The organism is Streptomyces sp. NPDC057623 (genome assembly GCF_042800355.1).
Taxonomy (GTDB): domain Bacteria; phylum Actinomycetota; class Actinomycetes; order Streptomycetales; family Streptomycetaceae; genus Streptomyces.
In genome coordinates this window covers 62,952-82,089 of sequence record NZ_JBHVGZ010000026.1, presented here as the reverse complement: position 1 = coordinate 82,089, position 19,138 = coordinate 62,952, and the positions used below count along the sequence as shown (strand labels likewise).

At 71.5% G+C, this 19,138-nt stretch carries 17 protein-coding genes and 2 pseudogenes; 10 read left to right on the top strand and 9 right to left on the bottom strand.

All coding sequences use genetic code 11. The annotated features are described in order from the left end of the window. Positions 1-98 precede the first annotated feature (98 nt). Positions 99-374 carry a DUF1876 domain-containing protein gene (locus ACFU95_RS25585; RefSeq protein ID WP_383831705.1) on the top strand — a complete coding sequence of 92 codons (276 nt, stop codon included), beginning with the start codon at positions 99-101 and terminating at the stop codon, positions 372-374. Between the two features lie 44 nt (positions 375-418). Here ACFU95_RS25585 and ACFU95_RS25580 read toward each other — a convergent pair whose 3' ends face one another. From ACFU95_RS25580 to ACFU95_RS25555, 6 genes and pseudogenes are all read right to left on the bottom strand, one after another. Next, positions 419-1,576, bottom strand: a complete 1,158-nt coding sequence (locus tag ACFU95_RS25580; protein WP_383831703.1) for a serine hydrolase domain-containing protein — start codon at positions 1,574-1,576, stop codon at positions 419-421. A gap of 36 nt (positions 1,577-1,612) precedes the next feature. Beyond that, positions 1,613-1,867, bottom strand: a pseudogene (locus ACFU95_RS25575) (organic hydroperoxide resistance protein); the annotation flags it as partial. 259 nt (positions 1,868-2,126) lie between these two features. Then, positions 2,127-2,581: pseudogene (locus tag ACFU95_RS25570) on the bottom strand (MarR family winged helix-turn-helix transcriptional regulator); the annotation flags it as partial. Further along, entirely contained in the window at positions 2,578-3,390 is an 813-nt protein-coding gene (locus tag ACFU95_RS25565; RefSeq protein ID WP_383831702.1) for an energy-coupling factor ABC transporter ATP-binding protein, read from the bottom strand. The gene ACFU95_RS25565 and the pseudogene ACFU95_RS25570, both read right to left, overlap by 4 nt. Further along, positions 3,378-4,139, bottom strand: a complete 762-nt coding sequence (gene cbiQ, locus ACFU95_RS25560; protein ID WP_383831700.1) for a cobalt ECF transporter T component CbiQ — start codon at positions 4,137-4,139, stop codon at positions 3,378-3,380. The genes ACFU95_RS25565 and cbiQ overlap by 13 nt, the downstream gene beginning before the upstream one ends. 2 nt (positions 4,140-4,141) lie before the next feature. Continuing rightward, complete coding sequence (locus ACFU95_RS25555) at positions 4,142-5,200, bottom strand: energy-coupling factor ABC transporter permease (RefSeq protein ID WP_383831698.1); 1,059 nt, start codon at positions 5,198-5,200, stop codon at positions 4,142-4,144. A 184-nt stretch (positions 5,201-5,384) separates the two neighbouring features. On the opposite strand from ACFU95_RS25555, the gene ACFU95_RS25550 reads away from it, so the two are divergent. Beyond that, positions 5,385-5,762, top strand: a complete 378-nt coding sequence (locus ACFU95_RS25550; protein ID WP_383831696.1) for an SsgA family sporulation/cell division regulator — start codon at positions 5,385-5,387, stop codon at positions 5,760-5,762. Between the two features lie 18 nt (positions 5,763-5,780). Here the strand turns inward: ACFU95_RS25550 and ACFU95_RS25545 are convergent, their stop codons facing one another. Then, on the bottom strand, positions 5,781-7,463 hold the full coding sequence (locus ACFU95_RS25545; RefSeq protein ID WP_383831694.1) for a penicillin-binding transpeptidase domain-containing protein: 1,683 nt from the start codon (positions 7,461-7,463) through the stop codon (positions 5,781-5,783). A gap of 104 nt (positions 7,464-7,567) precedes the next feature. After that, the gene (locus tag ACFU95_RS25540) at positions 7,568-9,208 is read right to left on the bottom strand and encodes a penicillin-binding transpeptidase domain-containing protein (RefSeq protein ID WP_383831692.1); all 1,641 of its coding nucleotides are present in this window, start codon (positions 9,206-9,208) and stop codon (positions 7,568-7,570) included. Positions 9,209-9,440: 232 nt separating this feature from the next. Here ACFU95_RS25540 and ACFU95_RS25535 point away from each other — a divergent pair, with 232 nt between their 5' ends. Next, a complete protein-coding gene (locus tag ACFU95_RS25535) occupies positions 9,441-10,103 on the top strand; it encodes a hypothetical protein (RefSeq protein WP_383831690.1) in 663 nt (220 codons plus the stop codon). Positions 10,104-10,110: 7 nt separating this feature from the next. Here the strand turns inward: ACFU95_RS25535 and ACFU95_RS25530 are convergent, their stop codons facing one another. Continuing rightward, positions 10,111-11,853 carry a dolichyl-phosphate-mannose--protein mannosyltransferase gene (locus ACFU95_RS25530; RefSeq protein WP_383831688.1) on the bottom strand — a complete coding sequence of 581 codons (1,743 nt, stop codon included), beginning with the start codon at positions 11,851-11,853 and terminating at the stop codon, positions 10,111-10,113. A gap of 94 nt (positions 11,854-11,947) precedes the next feature. Between ACFU95_RS25530 and rsmI the strand changes: the two genes are divergently transcribed. The 7 genes from rsmI to ACFU95_RS25495 all read left to right on the top strand — a co-directional run bounded on the left by rsmI (position 11,948) and on the right by ACFU95_RS25495 (position 19,094). Then, complete coding sequence (gene rsmI, locus ACFU95_RS25525; protein WP_383831686.1) at positions 11,948-12,796, top strand: 16S rRNA (cytidine(1402)-2'-O)-methyltransferase; 849 nt, start codon at positions 11,948-11,950, stop codon at positions 12,794-12,796. 190 nt (positions 12,797-12,986) lie between these two features. After that, entirely contained in the window at positions 12,987-13,388 is a 402-nt protein-coding gene (locus ACFU95_RS25520) for a hypothetical protein (RefSeq protein ID WP_383831684.1), read from the top strand. 65 nt (positions 13,389-13,453) lie between these two features. Beyond that, positions 13,454-14,335 carry a TatD family hydrolase gene (locus ACFU95_RS25515; RefSeq protein WP_383831682.1) on the top strand — a complete coding sequence of 294 codons (882 nt, stop codon included), beginning with the start codon at positions 13,454-13,456 and terminating at the stop codon, positions 14,333-14,335. Between the two features lie 141 nt (positions 14,336-14,476). Beyond that, complete coding sequence (locus tag ACFU95_RS25510) at positions 14,477-15,907, top strand: ubiquitin-like domain-containing protein (RefSeq protein WP_383831680.1); 1,431 nt, start codon at positions 14,477-14,479, stop codon at positions 15,905-15,907. A gap of 52 nt (positions 15,908-15,959) precedes the next feature. Next, positions 15,960-16,847 (top strand): 16S rRNA (adenine(1518)-N(6)/adenine(1519)-N(6))-dimethyltransferase RsmA, encoded by an 888-nt coding sequence (gene rsmA / locus ACFU95_RS25505; RefSeq protein ID WP_383831678.1) that lies wholly within the window; start codon positions 15,960-15,962, stop codon positions 16,845-16,847. Further along, entirely contained in the window at positions 16,848-17,762 is a 915-nt protein-coding gene (locus ACFU95_RS25500) for a 4-(cytidine 5'-diphospho)-2-C-methyl-D-erythritol kinase (protein ID WP_383831676.1), read from the top strand. 276 nt (positions 17,763-18,038) lie between these two features. Then, on the top strand, positions 18,039-19,094 hold the full coding sequence (locus ACFU95_RS25495; RefSeq protein WP_383831674.1) for a peptidoglycan recognition family protein: 1,056 nt from the start codon (positions 18,039-18,041) through the stop codon (positions 19,092-19,094). The last annotated feature ends 44 nt before the right edge of the window (positions 19,095-19,138 follow it).

The following is a 19,138-nucleotide window of genomic DNA, read 5'->3' as shown; positions in this document are numbered from 1 at the left end:
AGTCTCACTGATCCCGAGTTGCCGTCTTTGCTCCTCTGACTGGTCGGCCGCGCCCTCCGAGGCGCACTCTGGAAGCAGAACTTCCGGAGGTGATCGTCATGATGCACACCACAGTGGGATGGCATGTCGAGCTGGAGTTCCAGGAGGACGAGACGCACACCAGGGCGGTGGCGATGGTGCGCCTCCCCGACGGCAGTGAGGTACGCGCCCATGGGCATGCCGCACGGCACCACACGGACGCGAATCAGCCACGCGTCGGTGAGGAGATCGCCGGCGCTCGCGCGTTGAACGAACTGGCGATGCAGATGCTCACGAAGGCGCACAGCGAGATCGACCAGGCTTCTGGGCGGACCTCGCATCCGATTCACGCGTGAGTGCCGCCCAGGGGCGTATCTCGGGTCACACAGGCGCCGAGCCGTTACGTGAGCGCTGAGCGCACCGCCCGTACCAACGCCTGCGCCCTCGGGTCCGCCGTCACCGTCTTGCGGAAGCCGTTCGTCACGTAGCCGAACGCGATTTTCGACTCCGGGTCGGCGAAGCCGAGGGCGCCGCCGCGGCCGGGGTGGCCGAACGAGCCCGGTCCGAGCAGCGGGGACGCGGTGCCGTGGAGCATGTACCCGAGGCCGAAACGGGTGTTGACGACCAGGACGCGGTCCGGCCCCGCCGACTCCTCGGCGCGGGCCCGTTCCACCGTCGCCGGGTCGAGGAGGCGTACACCGTCGACCTGGCCGATCAGCGTCGCGTAGAAGCGGGCCAGCCCGTCGGCCGTCGCGATGCCGTTCGTCGCGGGAAGGGCGGCGGCGAGGTAGGCGGGGTCGTTCTGGTCGGGGAACGGGGTGATCGCGGCGAACGCGCGGCGGGTGAGGGAGCCGGGGTCGTCGTAGGCCGCGGTGACCGACCGCTTCGGGCGCGAGCGCAGTCCACCGGCCGGTTCGGGGCCGTCGACCCGGCCGGTACGGCCCACCCGGCCCGCCACCGACTCCGGCAGCCCCAGCCACAGGTCCAGGCCCAGCGGACCGGCGACCTCCGCCGCGAGCCACTCGCCGACCCGTCGCCCCGTCACCCGCCGCACCAGCTCGTCCAGCAGCCAGCCGTACGTCAGCGCGTGATAGCCGTGGTCGGTGCCCGGCTCCCACGCGGGCGCCTGCGCGGCCACCGCCTCGGGGCCGTGGCGCGGGTCCAGGGCCTCCTCGGGCGTGAGCGGGCGGTCGAGTACCGGGAGCCCGGCGCGGTGGTTCAGCACGTGCCGGACCAGCAGCCGCTCCTTGCCCTGCCCCTTGAACTCGGGCCAGTACGCGGCCAACGGCGCGTCCAGGTCCAGCTCGCCGCGCTGCTGGAGGATGAGGGGCACGGCGGCGGCGACGCCCTTCGTCGCCGAGCGCACGACCTGCGCGGTGCCGTGCTGCCACGGCTCCGTGCCGTCGACGTCCTTCGTGCCGGCCCACAGATCGACGACCTTGCACCCGTCCCGGTACACGGAGACGGCCGCGCCGCGCTCCCCGAGGGTGCCGAAGTTCCGCGCGAACGCCTCCCTGACCGGCTCGAAGCCCTCGGCCACTGTGCCGTTCACGTCCACGTCCGTCTCCTCGTCCTGCCTGGTGCGGGTGCCCTTCTACCCAAGCAGGATCGTGACGTCGATGTTCCCCCGGGTCGCGTTGGAGTACGGGCAGACCTCGTGCGCCGCGTCCACCAGCTTGGCCGCGAGGTCCGTGTCCAGCACCGGCAGGGAGACGCTGAGGGCGACCGCGAGCCCGTAGCCGCGGTGCTTGTTGGGGCCGATGCCGACCTTCGCGGCGACAGCGGGCCCGGTCGGGCCGAAGCCCGACCGGCGGCCCACCAGAACCAGCTTGTTGTGGAACCAGGAGCTTTGACGCCCTCGCCTGCCCAAGGACAGGAGATTCCGGTCCGTGCCGCTAGGAGGCACCACCATGGGTTCCTGCTTCACAGGCCCTTGCCGACCAAGGCCGGTCTTACAAGGCCTCCACAGGCGTGACTTCCCGCCCGTCCGGCGGTAGGTCGGACAACTTCATCGGTCCGACAAGGCGATATTAGCCGTGGTGCTGCCGCCGTCCGGTCGCTTCGGTGTAAGCGTTGACGGCAGTCGTGGGTATAGGGGCACGGTGGGGGCGCTCGGCCGCCTCTTGCGCCCTCACCGCAAGCTGCCACAGCTCCCCGCGCAACCTCACGACCTCCGCGTCGCCGAGGCCCGTCGCCGCGAGGAGTGCGCCGGGCACGCGCGCTTCCGCAGCTCCTCGCCGCGCCCTGTGCACGCGACCAGCACCGAGCGCTCGTCGCTCGCCGACCGCTCCCGCCGCACCAGCCCCGCCGCCTCCAGCCGCTTCAGCAGCGGGGCGACGGTGCCGTAGTCGAGCCGCAGGGCGGCCGCCAGCTCCTTGACCGTCGTCTCGCCCCGCTCCCGGAGGACCAGCAGGACGAGGTACTGGGGACAGGTGAGGCCGAGTCCGTCGAGAAGCGGGCGGTAGGCGGCCGTCACCGCGCGCTGGGCCGCGTACAGCGCGAAGCACAGCTGGTCGTCGATCAGCAGCGAGGCGACCTCGTCCGCGGGCTTCTCGTTCGTCACGCGCCCTCCCCCACGCTCGAACCGGCTTCGCCCGGCTCGCGCGGGGGCACCCCCATCACTGACCGCGGATCGAATCCGAACGGCAGCTCCAGCCGGTGGGCGCGCATCAGCGCGTCGTCGGACAGCAGCTCCCCCGTCTTCCCGTCCGCCGCGATCACGCCCTCGCTGAGGACGAGGGAACGCGGGCACAGCTCCAGGGCGTACGGCAGGTCGTGCGTGACCATCAGGACGGTGACGTCCAACGAGCGCAGGATGTCGGCCAGTTCACGGCGCGAGGCGGGGTCGAGGTTGGAGGAGGGCTCGTCGAGGACGAGGATCTCCGGCTCCATCGCCAGCACGGTCGCCACCGCCACCCGGCGCCGCTGGCCGAAGGAGAGATGGTGCGGGGGCCGGTCCTTGAACTCGGCCATGCCGACCCGCTCCAGCGCCCGGTCGACCCGCTCCTCCAGCTCCGGCCCCTTGAGCCCGGCCGCCGCGGGACCGAAGGCCACGTCCTCGCGGACCGTCGGCATGAACAGCTGGTCGTCCGGGTCCTGGAAGACGATGCCGACCCGGCGCCTGATCTCGGCCATGTGCTGCTTGCCGACAGGCAGGCCGGCGACGTGCACGGTGCCCGTGCCGCCGGTCAGGATGCCGTTGAGGTGGAGCACGAGGGTCGTCTTGCCGGCGCCGTTCGGGCCGAGCAGCGCGACCCGCTCGCCGCGCGCGACCCAGAAGTCCACACCGAACAGTGCCTGGTGGCCGTCGGGGTAGGCGAAGGCCAGACCGGCCACTTCCAGGGAGGGAATCGGTTCCGTCACAGCGACCATCCCAGCAGACAGACGACGAGGGCGGCGAAGGGGAGGGCGAGGGCGTACGACCACTGCGCCCGGGACGCGGTCACCTCGTCGATCACCGGCATCGAACCGGCGTACCCGCGGCTGATCATGGCCAGATGCACGCGCTCGCCGCGTTCGTAGGAGCGGATGAACAGCGCGCCCGCCGACTTCGCGAGGACGCCCCAGTGCCGCACGCCCTTGGCCTCGAAGCCGCGCGACTCGCGTGCGATCCGCATCCGCCGCATCTCGTCCGTGATGACGTCGCCGTACCGGATCATGAAGGACGCGATCTGGACGAGGAGCGGCGGGAGCTTCAACCGCTGCAGGCCGAGGAGCAGTTCGCGCAGTTCGGTCGTGGAGGCGAGGAGCACGGAGGCGGCGACGCCCAAGGTCCCCTTCGCGAGCACGTTCCACGCGCCCCACAGCCCGCTGACGCTCAGCGACATCCCCAGCACCTCGACCCGCTCGCCCTCCGCCACGAACGGCATCAGCACCGCGAACGCGACGAACGGCACCTCGATCAGCAGCCGCTTGAGCAGGAACCCGGCGGGCACGCGGGCGACGCGGGCGACGAGCGCGAGCAGCACGGCGTACAGGCCGAACGCCCACATCGCCTCCCGCGGCGTCGACACCACGACCACCACGAACGCGAAGGTCGCGGCGAGCTTGGTGTGCGGCGGCAGGCCGTGCACGGGCGAGTGCCCGTGCCGGTAGAGCCTGTGCGCGTGCCCGGCCCCCATGGTCAGACGCCGATGTTCGTGGGTGACGCGTCAGCCGCCTCGGCCGTCCGACGCCGGCGCACCGCCCAGAAGACGCCGGTGCCCGCGAGCACCGTCGCGCCGACGCCGATCACACCGGCGAGGCCGCCGGACAGCCGGGCGTTGTCGACGTCCCTGACGCCGTAGTCGGCGAGCGGCGAGTCGGCGTTGGCGTGCTCCTCCGCGGACTCCAGGAAGCCCTTGTCCGCGGCGACCTTCTCCAGGCCGTCGGGGTTGGCGGAGGCGTAGAAGCTGACGAAGCCGGCGAGGACGAGGGAGGTGGCCAGGCCGCTGATCCACAGGGTGCGGCGGGAGGTCCGGGCCGCGACCGGCCGCGCGGTCTCGGGCGCCGGGGCGTCGACGAGCTCGCCGCCGACCCGCAGCTTCAGCGGCCGGCGCAGATCACGGGCGCCGTACACGAGGTCCGGCCGGACGGCGATGACGGCGCCGATGGTCAGCGCGGTGATCACCGCCTCGCCGATCCCGATGAGGAGGTGGACGCTGCCCATGGCGGCGGCGACCTTGCCGATCGAGACGTCGGTGGTCCCGCCGATCCAGAACAGCAGGGTGAACGACAGGGCCGCGACCGGCACCGACACCAGCGCGGCGACGAAGGAGGCGGCGGTGATCGAACGCCGGGTCTTCGGCAGGACCTTCACCAGGCCGCGGAAGACGACGTAGGCGACGACGACACCGACGATCGCCATGTTGGTGATGTTCACGCCGAGCGCGGTCAGGCCGCCGTCCGCGAAGAGGATGCCCTGCATCAGCAGGACGACGGAGATGCACAACGCGCCCGTGTAAGGGCCGACGAGAATCGCGGCGAGGGCGCCGCCGAGCAGGTGTCCGCTGGTCCCGGCCGCCACGGGGAAGTTCAGCATCTGCACCGCGAAGATGAACGCCGCCACCAGTCCGGCCAGCGGCGCCGTCCGCTCGTCGAGCTCACGGCGCGCGCCGCGCAGGCTCACGGCCACCGCGGCGGCGGCGACCACTCCGGTCACGGCGGAGGTCGGGGCGTCTATGAATCCGTCAGGTACATGCACCGTTCGATGATAGTGGCTTAATGCGAACGGGTTGCAAGAGCGAGAGCCTCGTGGATTTGGTCCCGTGTATCGCACATGTGATATACGCCGGTCCCGACGGGCGCTTCCCGGAAGATATGCGACATTGGAGGGGGAGCGAAGGCACAGCTTTCGCACAGGTCACGCAGTGTGAGAGGGCCGTCCGATGTCTGTAGTCGAACAGTACGCCCGAGCCCACATCGTCACGGACGCGGACCTCCTGGCGGAGGAACAGGACGCCGTGCCGGTCGTCCTGCGCTATGACCCGGACATCGATCCGCGCGCGGTGCGCGTCCGGCTGCCCGGGCGCGAGGCCCACGAGTGGACCTTCTCGCGTTCCCTGCTGGAGCAGGGTCTGCGTGCCCCCGCGGGGAGCGGAGAGATACGGGTGTGGCCGTGCGGCCGGGTGCAGGCCGTCGTGGAGTTCCACTCCGAGCAGGGTGTTTCCGTGGTGCAGTTCGAGTCGAAGGCGCTGATGAGGTTTCTGCGGCGGACATATCTGGCCGCCGCACCCGTCGAGCGTGAGCCTCAGCTGAGACGCTGACTCTCAGCCGTCCGGCTCTCAGCCCCCCAGCTTCAGCAGCTCGGCCACGATCGGCCCCGCCGTGTCGCCGCCGTGGCCGCCGGCCTGGACCACGCCCGCCGCCGCCAGGTCGTCGCGGTACGCGGTGAACCAGCCGTTCGGCTTCTTCTGGCCGTCGACCTCGGCCGAGCCGGTCTTCGCGCCGACGTCACCGGTGACCCCGGACATCGCCTCGGCCGCCGTGCCGTAGGCCGCCGTGTAGCCCATCAGCTCGCGCAGCTGCGAGAGCGTGGTCTGCGCCATGGTGCGGGAGGCGGTGGCGAGGGTGCGGTTGTCGACCGTCGGGGCCACCAGGTAGGGCTGCTTGAACGTGCCCGTCCTGATGGTCGCCGAGACCGACGCCATGTTCAGCGGGTTCATCCGCACACCGCCCTGGCCGATGAGCGAGGCCGCCATCTGGGCCTGCGACTGGACCGGGACGGAGCCGTCGAAGGTCGGGACGCCGACGGACCAGTTGTTCATCGACAGACCGAAGACCTGCTGGGCCTGCTTGGTCAGGCTGTCGTCGTCCAGCTCGGGGGCCTGGCTGATGAAGGCCGTGTTGCAGGAGCGGGCGAAGCTCGCCTTGAAGGTGCCGCCCTTGATCTCGAACTTGTCGTCGTTCTGGAACTTCCAGTGGCCGTACGTGAAGTACTTGGGGCAGGGGTGCTGCTTGTCCGCCGACGCGAGACCCTTCTCGATCAGCAGCGTGGAGGTGATGACCTTCATCGTGGAGCCGGGGGCGAGGGAGCCCTGGAAGGCCGTGTTGAAGCCGTGCGAGGAGTTGGCGACCGCGAGGATCTCGCCGGTCGACGGGCGCAGGACGACCACCGACGCCTTCGGCTTGGCGGCGACCTGCTTCTCCGCGGCGGCCTGCATCGTCGGGCTCAGCGTCGTCTTCACCTCGCCCGGGGTGCCCTTGCTCAGCTCCAGCAGCGTCTTGTCGGACAGCTCGGCCTTCTGGGAGTCCTTGCCCCGGACCACCTGGAGCTCGACGCCCGCCTTGCCGCCGGCCTTCTCGCCGTACTTCTCGCGCAGCCCGTCGAGGACCGAGCCCAGTGACGGGTACTCCTCCTCCGTCAGCTCGCCGCCGTCCCGGTCGAGCGCCTTGACCGGCGGGGTGCCGGACTCGCCGGTGACGAGGGTGTCGCCGTCCTTCAGGTCGGGGTGGACGACCGCGGAGTGCCACTCGACGAGCGGCTTGCCGTCCTCGGCCCGCCGCACGACCGTCAGCGAACTGTCGTACGCCAGCGGCTTGGCGGTGCCCTTGTACGACACCGTGCCCTTCACGGAGAAGGGGACCTTGTCGCCGGTGCGGGCGCCGGCGGTGAGGGTGACGTCCTTGATGTGGGCGTCCTTGGTGTAGCCGGTCAGCAGGGACTTGGCGGCCGTGGTGTCGTCCGTGGCGGCGGCCGCCTCGGTGACCGCGCCCTGCTGCCAGGCGGTGAGGAAGTCGCGGGCAGCGGTCGTGACCTCGGTCGCCGACAGGGGGCCGGTCTTGACGTCCTTCGCCTTGTCGTCGGCGCTCGCCGACGTCGACTGCGTACGGCTGTCGGCGACGGCCCCGCCGCCGAACAGCGCGTAGGCGCCGAACCCGGCACCGCCGACGACCACGGCGATCATCCCGCCGAGCACGGCGGGGTTGGTCTTCCGTCGCTCAGCGACGCGCCCTCTGTTGCCCACTGCTTTCCGTTCCCTCGCGTATCCAGGAGCCCCCGTCGCCCCGCCGATCTCACGCATACCAACGACGAGGACCACCCTAGAGTCCCGTGTCGCGGGGGATGAGTTCAGCCGGACGCTCGTAGCACGGCTGCGACAATCGGCCCCGCCGCGTCGCTGCCGTGGCCGCCCTGCTGGGCCATGGCCGCGGCCGCCACATCATCGCGGAAACCGGTGAACCAGCTGTCGGAGGTGGCCTCGCCGTCGACCTCGGCGGAACCGGTCTTGGCGCCGATCTCACCACTCAGCCCGGACATGGCCCGCACGGCGGTGCCCGGGGCCGAGGTCGCGGTCAGCCGCATCATCTGCTTCAGCTGGGCGGCGGTGCTCGCCCGCAGCCCGTCGGCGGTGGCGAACTGCCGGTCGTCGAGGTCACGCGCGACCAGATACGGCTGCCGGAACGTGCCCGTGATCGCGGTGGCCGTCACCGACGCCATGGTCAGCGGGTTCATCTGGACCTGGCCCTGGCCGATGGCGTTGGCCGCGCGGTCCGGGCCGGTGGACTCGGGGACGCTGCCGTCGAAGGAGGTGATGCCGGTCTTCCAGTCGCGGCCGAGCCCGAACCGCGCCTCCGCCTCCGTCGTCAGCGAGGCGTCCGTGAGCGGGTCCTCGTCGACGAGCTTGATGAAGGCCGTGTTGCAGGAGCGCATGAAGCCGTTGGCGAGCGTGGCACTCGCGGTCTCGTCGGGTTCCAGACCGGTGAGGTTCTTGAAGGTCTGGCTCCGCCAGGTCGCCGTGGGCGGACAGGGCGCCGGGCCGTTCATCGTGGTCACGCCGTTGTCGATGAGCATCGCCGAGGTGATGATCTTCATCGTGGAGCCGGGCGGTACGCGTCCCTCGAAGGCCGCGTTGAAGGCGTCGTCACGGTGGTTGGCCACCGCCAGCACCTCGCCGGTGCTCGGCTTGACGGCCACCACCGAGGACTGGCCGTACTGCTTGACCGCCTTCTCGGCCGCCGCCTGCACGCCCGCGCTGAGCGTCGTCTCCAGCTTGCCGGGCTTGCCCTTCGTGAGGGTCAGCAGCGAGGTGTCCGGCGACTCGTCGGCGTGCCGGATCGCCAGCTCGATGCCGGCGGAGCCGCCCGCCTTGCTGCCGTATCTCTCGCGCAGGGTGTCCAGGACCGGGCCGAGGGAGGGGTACTTCTCCTTCGTCAGCTCGGCCCCGTCGCGGTCGAGGGCCTTGATGGGCGGGGCCGCCGCCTCGCCGGTGACGAGGGTGTCGTCCTTCTGCAGCTGCGGGTGGATCACCGTCGGCTGCCAGTCGACGAGGGCCCGCCCGCTGGTGAGGCCGCGGACCACCTTGAGCTCGCTCTTGTACGTGAGCGGCTTGGACTTGCCCTCGTAGGACACCTTCGCGCGCACGCTGAAGGGCACGGCGGTGCCGGTCGCCTCGCCGGGCGTGATCTTCACGCCGGTGATGTGCGCGCCCCCGCTGTACGACGTCAGTAGCGCCTCGGCGGCCGCGTCGTTGTTCGTATACCCCGCCGCCTGCGCCGCCTGCCCCTTCTCCCAGGCCGCGAAGAACTTCGCCGTGGTCTCCTCGACCTCCTCGGCACTCGGCGGCCCGGACCGCACCGGCGCCGGCCCTCCCTGGCCGGTCGCCCCGCCGCCGTTCAGTGCCGACATGATGTTGTACGCGCCGTATCCGGCACCGCCCACCATCACGGCGAACACCCCACCTATGACGGTGGCTTTGACCCCCTTGGACATGCTGTCCCCTCCCCGTTTTCGTCCACCGCACTGTAAGTGGCGTGGGAGATAACTGGGGGAGCTGTTTTCTTTTGTTGTCCGAATGAGTGACCGATTCTTGGCCGAACCAACGACATGTTGGCCTTTGTCAAGCCCCGAAATGCAGTGCCGTGACGCGAATCGACGGCCGAGGCGCAATGGAGGCAGGGGTCGCCGCGGCCGTGTGGCACCCGCGCAGACGAGGAGTGACGACATGCTGAGCAGACCTGAGCGCCCCTGGACCTGGCGGGCATCGCCGGGGGCCTTGCGCCGAGGTGTCACAGCCCGTGCCTCGCTGCTCTGGCTGATCGCCACCGCAGTCCTGTTCGCGACCTGTCTCATCTCGTTCCTGGCGTGGGCAGCGGAGGACCGCTCCGCCACCCTCACCCCCAGCAGCGGCAGGTATCAGAGCACGCCACCCGGTGATCAGTCGGAGGAGCCACCGGCGGAGGAGGCACCGGCGGAGGAGCCACCTGTTCCGCCTCTGGGGGAAGAGCAGGAGGACGGGGCGCCCGCGGAGGAGCCATCGGCGGAGGAAGAGTTCGCAGGGGAGGCGCCTCCGGAAGAGGCACCGGCGGAGGAAACGCCCGGGGAGGAAGCCCCCGCGGAGGAAGAGCCGACGGACGAGGGGGCGGTGGTGTCCGACGAGGATGCGCCGGCTTCGCCGAGCGTCCTGCCGGTCGTGGTCTCCGGGGTGTCCGGATTCGGTGGACTGCTCAGTGGTGTCGCGGCGATTCTCACCGTGCGGCAAGCCGCCGGGAAGGGGAGGTCGCAGCAGGCTCCGCCCTCCACGCACGCGGGGCGGGCGTGCGGCTGCCGACGTGGTCGTGTCGGGCCGTCGCCGGTCCGGCTGCGGGGGACCGGCGAGGGCAGTTGACGCTCACCTAGACCCAGGTGTCCAGCCACATCCGCGACCGCCAGCTGTCTATCGGGATCGCCGTCCCCGTGTAGATCGGCCAGAAGTAGATGAAGTTCCAGGCGATCAGCAGCACCAGTACGCCCGCGCCCGTGGCACCGGCCACCCGGCGGGTGTCGCTGGAGCCCGGTGGGCCGATGATCGCGCCCAGGAGCATGGCCACGGCCAGGCAGAGGAAGGGCAGGAAGACGACGGCGTAGAAGAAGAAGATGGTGCGTTCCTGGTAGAGGAACCAGGGGAGGTAGCCGGCCGCGATGCCGCAGGCGACGGCCCCGGCCCGCCAGTCCCGGCGGAAGGCCCAGCGCCACAGGACGTACAGGACCGCGAAGGCGGCCACCCACCACAGCAGCGGGGTGCCGATCGCCAGGACCTCGCGCGCGCACTTCTCGCCCGCGTCGACGGGGCAGCCGTCCTTGCCGGGTAGGGGGGACTCGTAGAAGTACGACACCGGGCGGCCCGCGACGATCCAGCTCCACGGGTTCGACTGGTAGGTGTGCGGGGACGACAGGCCGACGTGGAACTCGTACACCTGGTGCTCGTAGTGCCACAGGCTCAGCCACCAGTCGGGGAACAGCCACGACCAGCCGCTGCCGCGGCCGTCGGCGCTCGCCCAGTTGCGGTAGTAGCCGCCGGTGCCGTCCGTCGGGGAGAGGATCCAGCCGGTCCACGACGCGACGTAGGTGAAGATCGCCACCGGCACGGTCGCCAGGAAGGCGAAGCCCAGGTCGCGCTTGATGACCGTCGTGTACGGGTGACGGGCCCCGGCGACCTTGCGGGCGCCGACGTCCCAGAGCACCGTCATCAGGCCGAACGCGACCAGGAAGTACAGGCCGTTCCACTTGGTCCCGATGGCCAGGCCCAGCATCAGACCGGCCGCCCAGCGCCAGGGACGCCAGCCGAGGCGCAGGGTCTCGGCGAGGTGCGCGTCGGGACGGACCCGGCCGTCGGCGTCGGCCGGGAGCGCCGCCGCGAGTTTCGCGCGCGCCCTGTCCCGGTCGAGGACGAGACAGCCGAACGCCGCCAGCACGAAGAACATCAGCACCCCGTCGAGCAGCGAGGTGCGCGCCATCACGAAGGCCAGCCCGTCCACCGCCATCAGCGTGCCCGCGAGGCAGCCGAGGAAGGTCGAGCGGAAGACACGGCGGCCGATGCGGCACAGCATCAGGACGGCCAGCGTGCCCAGCAGCGCGGTCATGAACCGCCAGCCGAACGGGTTGAACCCGAACATCAGCTCGCCCAGCCCGATGACGTACTTGCCGACCGGCGGATGCACGACGTACGCCGCGTCCGTCGGGATCGGGATCTGGTCGCCGACCTTGAGGATCAGGTCGTTGGCGTTCTTGTCCCAGTTGACCTCGAAACCGCGGTGGACGAGCGCCCACGCGTCCTTGGCGTAGTACGTCTCGTCGAATATCACCGCCTTGGGGCTGCCCAGGTTCCAGAACCGCAGGACCCCGGCGAGCAGTGTCACCAGCAGCGGTCCGCCCCAGCCCGACCAGCGCACGATCCGCTCGGCGAGCGGCCGTGAGGCGCCGAGGAACTGCCACATCCGCGGGCTGGGCTGGACATACGGCGGCACGAGCCGGTCGCGGACGTCGCTTCTGGGCGCCGCCGTGTAGCCGAATCGGCGCAGCCGCTGCTGCCACGACGGTCGCTGCTCGTGGGTCGCCTGGCCCTGCCGGGTGTCCGTGGAGGACGCGGTACTGGTCACCGCGCCATCGTAGGGAACCGTTCTGTGGGAGTCCCGTGCATGTGCGGTAAGGGCGCGGAAGCGTTGCTTCGGCGGGCCCTGCGAGGATGGGGGCGTGACTGGAATCCTCGTACTGGCAGGTACCCCCATCGGCGACATCGCGGACGCGCCGCCCCGGCTCGCGGAGGAACTGGCCGGTGCCGACCTCGTCGCCGCCGAGGACACACGGCGGCTGCGGCGGCTGACCCAGGCGCTCGGGGTGACGCCCAAGGGGCGGGTCGTGTCGTACTTCGAGGGGAACGAGGCCGCGCGGACCCCGGAGCTGGTGGAGGAGCTGCTCGGCGGGGCGCGGGTGCTGCTCGTCACGGACGCCGGGATGCCGTCGGTGTCGGACCCGGGGTACCGGCTGGTCGCGGCGGCGGTCGAGAAGGACATCAAGGTCACCGCGGTGCCGGGGCCGTCCGCCGTGCTGACCGCGCTCGCCCTGTCCGGGCTGCCCGTCGACCGGTTCTGCTTCGAGGGCTTCCTGCCGCGCAAGGCGGGGGAGCGGCTGTCGCGGCTGCGGGAGGTGGACCGGGAGCGGCGGACGCTCGTCTACTTCGAGGCCCCGCACCGGCTCGACGACACCCTCGCCGCGATGGCCGAGGTGTTCGGCGCCGAGCGGCGGGCCGCCGTGTGCCGGGAGCTGACCAAGACATACGAGGAGGTCAGGCGCGGCGGACTGGGGGAACTCGCGGCGTGGGCGGCCGAGGGGGTGCGCGGGGAGATCACCGTCGTCGTCGAGGGGGCTCCGGAGAAGGGGGCCGAGGAGGTCGACGCCACCGAGCTGGTGCGCCGGGTTCGCGTGCGCGAAGAGGCGGGGGAGCGGCGCAAGGAGGCCATCGCGGCGGTGGCGGCGGACGTCGGGGTGCCCAAGCGAGAGGTCTTCGACGCCGTGGTCGCGGCCAAGAACGCGGGGGCGTGAAACGCCGTGTGAGCAGGGCGTATCTCGAATGGGCGTGCGCCCCATGCGGGGGTAAAGGGACCCGGGCCTTTCGGCAAGGAACGTCCAAGTCGCCCCCAACAGTGCACAGATGGCGTGCGTTCGCTCCTGCGGAGGAGTCCACTGGGTGAGGGGACGTAACCCGTCCTACCAGCGGACCACAGGAGCTGGCATGAGTGAGATCGCACAGCAGACCACGGGCCTTCGCAGCGCCGCGACCGCCGTCGTCCACGAGTCGTATTCGTTCGCCTGCATGCGCTGCGGGCATGGCTGGGAGCAGTCGTACGAGATAGAGCACCACATAGACGGCGACGGCCGTGAGTTCGTGATGTACGTCGCGAACGGCCAGGTCGTGCCGTCGCCGCTGAGCCGGCCCACCTGTGAGAACTGCGACAACCACGTCGTGCGGATCATGCGTCCCGGCCAGGTGTCCTCCGTGCAGAACTCCCTGCACAGCCCCCGCTCGATTCCCCGGCAGGCGAAGTCCTCGCAGGCGGACGAGCCGGCGGCCGAGCCGCACCACCACTGGCATCTGTCCGATCTCCTGCACGTCTTCCACCGCAAGGCGAGCTGAGCCCGGCAGCGGCCGAGAAGGCCGCCTCCCCGTTCGAAGGCATGCTCCTTTCGTAGGATCGGGGCATGCCTTCGAACGACGCCGACAAGCACGCCGCCCCGCCGCTCCCGGAACCCCTCCGGGTGCCGGTCGCCGACTCGCACACCCACCTCGACATGCAGTCCGGCACGGTGGAGGAGGGGCTGGCCAAGGCGGCGTCGGTCGGGGTGACCACGGTCGTGCAGGTGGGCTGCGACGTACGCGGCTCGCGGTGGGCGGCCGACACGGCGGCGCGGTACGACGCCGTGCACGCGACCGTCGCCCTGCACCCGAACGAGGCACCGCGCATCGTGCACGGGGATCCCGACGGTTGGTCACGGCAGGGGGCGCGGGAGCCGGGTGGTGCGCGGGCGCTCGACGAGGCGCTCGCGGAGATCGACCGCCTCGCCGCACTTCCTCAGGTGAAGGGCGTCGGTGAGACCGGCCTCGACTACTTCCGCACCGGTCCCGAGGGCAAGGAGGCGCAGGAGGCGTCCTTCCGCGCCCACATCGAGATCGCCAAGCGGCACGGCAAGGCCCTGGTGATCCACGACCGCGAGGCCCACGAGGACGTGTTGCGCGTCCTGAAGGAGGAGGGCGCGCCCGAGCGGACCGTCTTCCACTGCTACTCCGGGGACGCGGAGATGGCGCGGGTGTGCGCCGGCGCCGGGTACCACATGTCCTTCGCGGGCAACGTCACCTTCAAGAACGCCCAGCAGCTGCGGGACGCGGTGGCGGTGGCCCCGCTGGAGCTGCTCCTCGTGGAGACCGACGCGCCCTTCCTCACGCCGGCGCCGTACCGCGGACGGCCCAATGCGCCGTATCTCATTCCGATCACGGTGCGCGCCATGGCGGCCGTGCGGGGCATCGACGAGGACGCGCTGGCGACGGCCCTCGCGGCGAACACGGCACATGCCTTCGGCTACTGACGGATAACCGCCGCATAACGCTCGCAGGGGTACACCTCCGACTTGTCGCGACTGTGGGTAGTCGCGTCGCTTTGGAGAGTTATCACCGCTCCGCTAGGTTCTGGGGGCCCTAAACGGACCCCTCCGCTGGAGCGTGTCGTCGTGAGCAACGCGCAGTTCGAGACGTATGGCCCGAGCCCGGCCCACGAGCCCCCGGGATACGGCGGCTTCGACCCGCACAGCGCTCAGACGCTGGCGTACGGGGTGCCCACGGCGTACCAGACGCGAACGGACACGTACACGCCCGGATACGAGGGGCACGGGGGGTACGAGGGCTACCAGGGATACGGCGGGCGCGACGCGTACGACGCCGGCGACGCCTACGCCGACACGTACCGGCCCGCCTACGAGGACTCCGAGACCGCGCACGAGCCCGTTCCGCGCCCCCGCAGCGGTCGTCGCGCCGCGCACCGGCGCCGGGCGCGGGTCGCCGAGCGGGGCGAGGGGCCCATGCGCCGCCTCGTCCCGCAGGCACTGGTCGTCGCGTTCCTCGCGGGCGGGACGAGCGCCTTCGTGGCCAAGGACAAGGCGATCGAACTGAGCGTCGACGGCAAGCCGCGCACCCTGCACACCTTCGCCGACGACGTGAGCGAACTCCTCGGCGAGGAGGGCGTCGAGGTGGGCGCGCACGACGTCGTGGCGCCCGCCACCGACGAGCCGCTCGCCAGCGGTGACGAGGTCGCGGTGCGCTACGGGCGGCCCGTGCGGCTCACCCTCGACGGTCAGCGGCGCGAGGTGTGGACGACGGAACACACGGTGGAGGCGGCCCTCCGGCAGATCGGGGTGCGCGCCGAGGGGGCGTACGTCTCGACTTCGCGCTCCCGGCGCATCGGACGTGAGGGGCTCGCGCTGGACGTGCGCACCGAGCGCGCCGTGACGATCATGGCGGACGGCCGTGCCCGCACCATCCGCACGAACGCCGCGACCGTGAGCGAGGTCGTGGAGCAGGCGGGCATCACCCTGCGCGGCCAGGACACCACATCCGTCCCGCTGGACAGCTTTCCGCGCGACGGACAGGCGGTCACGGTCCTGCGGATCACCGGCCGCAAGGAGATCCACGACGAGGCGATCCAGTTCGCCGTGCAGCGGATCGACGATCCCTCGGTGTTCAAGGGCACGGAGGTCGTGGAGCGGGCGGGGCAGGTGGGCCTGCGCCGGATCACGTACTCGCTGCGCACCGTCAACGGCGTCAAGCAGAAGCCGCGGCGGATCAAAGCCGAGGTGGTGCGCGAGCCGCGGACACAGGTGGTGAAGGTCGGCACCAAGCCGTTGCCGACGTCGGTGCGCGCCGCCGGGGGCCTGAACTGGCAGGGCCTGGCGGCGTGCGAGTCCGGGGGACAGCCGGACGCGGTGGACTCGTCGGGGACGTACGGGGGGCTGTACCAGTTCGACACGCAGACCTGGCGCAACCTCGGCGGGAAGGGACGCCCGCAGGACGCCCCCGCGGGGGAGCAGACCATGCGGGCGAAGAAGCTCTACGTGCGCCAGGGCGCGAGTCCCTGGCCGCACTGCGGGGAGCGGTTGCACGGTTGAGGCCGGCCACGGTCGGACGATCGCGCCCGGTGGCGCCCCGTACCCTTGTCGGGTGAGCAGCCCCACCCCCGACGCCCTCCTGGGCCCCGCCGACGTCCGTGAACTCGCGGCCGCCCTCGGCGTGCGTCCCACCAAGCAGCGCGGCCAGAACTTCGTGATCGACGCGAACACGGTCCGCCGTATCGTGCGCACCGCGGGGGTCCGCCCCGACGACGTGGTGGTGGAGGTCGGGCCGGGACTCGGCTCCCTCACGCTCGCCCTGCTGGAGGTGGCCGACCGCGTCACCGCCGTCGAGATCGACGACGTCCTGGCCGCCGCCCTCCCCGCGACCATGGCGGCCCGCATGCCGCAGCGCGCCGACCGCTTCGCGCTGGTGCACCGCGACGCGATGCAGGTCCAGGAGCTCCCGGGCCCGCCGCCCACCGCCCTGGTCGCCAACCTCCCCTACAACGTCGCCGTCCCGGTCCTGCTCCACATGCTCGAAACCTTCCCGAGCATCGAACGCACCCTCGTCATGGTGCAGTCGGAGGTCGCCGACCGGCTGGCCGCCCCGCCCGGCTCCAAGGTGTACGGCGTGCCGTCCGTGAAGGCCAACTGGTACGCCGAGGTCAAGCGGGCCGGTGCCATCGGACGCAATGTCTTCTGGCCCGCCCCGAACGTCGACAGCGGGCTCGTCTCCCTCGTCCGCCGGACCGAGCCGCTGAAGACGACCGCCTCGCGGGCCGAGGTGTTCGCGGTGATCGACGCCGCGTTCGCCCAGCGCCGCAAGACCCTGCGCGCGGCGCTCGCCGGATGGGCCGGCTCGGCCGCGGCGGCGGAGGCGGCCCTGGTCGCCGCCGGTGTCTCGCCGCAGGCACGCGGAGAGGCACTGACCGTCGAGGAGTTCGCGCGCATCGCCGAGAACAAGGCGGCCGGTGCCCAGCCCGAGGAGTCCGAGTAAGTGAGCGCGAGCGTCATCGTCCGCGTCCCCGCCAAGGTCAACGTCCAGCTCGCGGTGGGCGCCGCCCGTCCCGACGGGTTCCATGACCTGGCCAACGTCTTTCTCGCCGTGGGCCTGTACGACGAGGTCACCGTGACCCCGGCCGACGAACTGCGCGTGACGTGCGAGGGGCCGGACGCCGACCAGGTCCCGCTGGACGTGACGAACCTGGCGGCGCGGGCGGCGATCGCGCTCGCCGAGCGCCACGGGACGGACCCGGCCGTGCACCTCCACATCGCCAAGGACATCCCCGTCGCCGGCGGTATGGCGGGCGGCAGCGCGGACGGCGCGGGCGCGCTCCTCGCCTGCGACGCGCTGTGGGGCACGCACGCCTCGCGCGAGGAACTCCTCGACATCTGCGCCGAGTTGGGCAGTGACGTGCCGTTCAGCCTGGTCGGCGGCGCGGCCCTCGGCACCGGGCGGGGCGAGCAGCTCCGTACGCTCGACGTCGGCGGCGACTTCCAGTGGGTCTTCGCCATGGCCGACCGGGGTCTGTCCACCCCGGCCGTCTTCCGGGAGTTCGACCGGCTCGGCGAGGGCACCGACATCCCCGAACCCGTCGCCTCCCAGCCGCTCCTGGACGCCCTCGCGAAGGGCGACCCCGACGCGCTCGCCGCCGCCGTCTCCAACGACCTCCAGCCCGCCGCGCTCTCCCTCTTCCCGGAACTCGCCGACACCCTCGCGGCCGGGCGCGCCGCCGGTGCGCTCACGGCGCTGGTCTCCGGCTCGGGCCCGACGACGGCGTTCCTCGCCCGCGACGCCGAGTCGGCGGCGGAGGTGGCCGCGGCCCTGCGGTCGTCCGGCACGTGTCGCGCGGTGCGTACGGCGTCGGGGCCCGCACCGGGTGCCACGGTCGTGCGGATCACCGGAGCGTGACGCCGTACTCACAAGTAGGCGTTCTTTGCCCGATCTTCACACGAATGTACTGCCATCGGAGTACGTGCGGGGCTGTTCGGGCGACTAGGGTCCCTTGACGTTTCAAGCGTCGTTCCAGGCGTCGGCGCCCTGTCAGGGCGCTTAGGGCTGACCTCGGCGTGCCCGGCGCTTCCCCCCCCGTCAAGTGCACTTCTGGAAGGGGACACCTCCGTGTCCGAATCCCCCACCCCCGCCCAGCCGTCTCACCGTAGAAAGCGCTCGCTGTCCCGTCGCGGCATGATTGCCGCGGGCGGCGCGGTGGCCGCCGGAGCCGCCATCACGCCGATGGTGTTCGCGGCCACCGACTCCGGCGAGAGCGACAACGCCGCGTCCGGCTCCGGCGATTCCGGTACGACGCCTGAGAAGTTCCCCGCCACCCGGACCGAGGCCGCCACCGGAACCGGCGCCGCCACGACCGCCTTCGCCGCGTCCTACGTCGGTGTGCGCTGGTCCGGTGCCGAGGCGGGCGCCTCCATCCGGCTCGCGGACGGCAGCTGGCAGAACCTTCACAGCGGCTGCGCGACGGTCGAGAACGGCGGCACGGCCCTGGTCGCGGCCGGCAACGCCACCGCGTACGAGGTGAAGGCCCCGAGCGACATCGACGGCGTGCGCTCGCTGGCGATCGACACCACCGACGGCCCGAACCGCACCGTCCAGGTGCCGAGCGAGCCCACCCGCGTGCGTGGCGTCGGCTACCTCTCGCGCGCGGCCTGGGGCGCCGACGAGTCCAAGCGGTTCAAGGCGGACGGCTCGGTCAACTCGCCCGAGGCCTACTACCCGCTCCAGATCATCACGGTCCACCACACCGCGACGCCGAACGACGACCCCGACCCGGCCGCGACGGTACGCGCGATCTACGAGTACCACGCGATCACCAACGACTGGGGCGACATCGGCTACCACTTCCTCATCGACGAGGCCGGCGCCGTCTACGAGGGCCGCTACTCCGGCGACGACGGCATCCCCGCCTTCAACCCCGACGGCGACCTCGTCACCGGCTTCCACTCCGTGGGCTACAACTCCGGCGCCCTCGGCATCGCCCTGATCGGCAACCTCGAACAGCAGGCCCCCACGGCCGCGGCCAAGGCGTCCCTGATCCGCCTGATCAAGGTCATCTCCCGGTTCAAGGGCCTGGACCCGCAGGCGCAGGTCACGTACACCAACCCGGTCAACGGCACGAAGAAGGACACCAACACGGTCGGCGGTCACCGCGACTACTTCGCCACCGAGTGCCCCGGTCAGGTCATGTACGACCTCCTCGCCGAGGTCCGCGCGGCGGCCGCCCGCCGCTGACGCCGAGCACACCGCCCCGGGGGGAGGGAGGAGGGAAGCCAGCA

Bases quoted from the DNA above. Each gene is read 5' to 3' on its own strand.
- ACFU95_RS25585 (WP_383831705.1), top strand. From the start codon at position 99: ATGATGCACACCACAGTGGGATGGCATGTCGAGCTGGAGTTCCAGGAG.
- ACFU95_RS25565 (WP_383831702.1), bottom strand. From the start codon at position 3,390: ATGGTCGCTGTGACGGAACCGATTCCCTCCCTGGAAGTGGCCGGTCTG.
- ACFU95_RS25535 (WP_383831690.1), top strand. From the start codon at position 9,441: ATGCTGAGCAGACCTGAGCGCCCCTGGACCTGGCGGGCATCGCCGGGG.
- ACFU95_RS25550 (WP_383831696.1), top strand. From the start codon at position 5,385: ATGTCTGTAGTCGAACAGTACGCCCGAGCCCACATCGTCACGGACGCG.
- cbiQ (WP_383831700.1), bottom strand. From the start codon at position 4,139: ATGGGGGCCGGGCACGCGCACAGGCTCTACCGGCACGGGCACTCGCCC.
- ACFU95_RS25495 (WP_383831674.1), top strand. From the start codon at position 18,039: ATGATTGCCGCGGGCGGCGCGGTGGCCGCCGGAGCCGCCATCACGCCG.
- ACFU95_RS25520 (WP_383831684.1), top strand. From the start codon at position 12,987: ATGAGTGAGATCGCACAGCAGACCACGGGCCTTCGCAGCGCCGCGACC.
- ACFU95_RS25515 (WP_383831682.1), top strand. From the start codon at position 13,454: ATGCCTTCGAACGACGCCGACAAGCACGCCGCCCCGCCGCTCCCGGAA.
- ACFU95_RS25540 (WP_383831692.1), bottom strand. From the start codon at position 9,208: ATGTCCAAGGGGGTCAAAGCCACCGTCATAGGTGGGGTGTTCGCCGTG.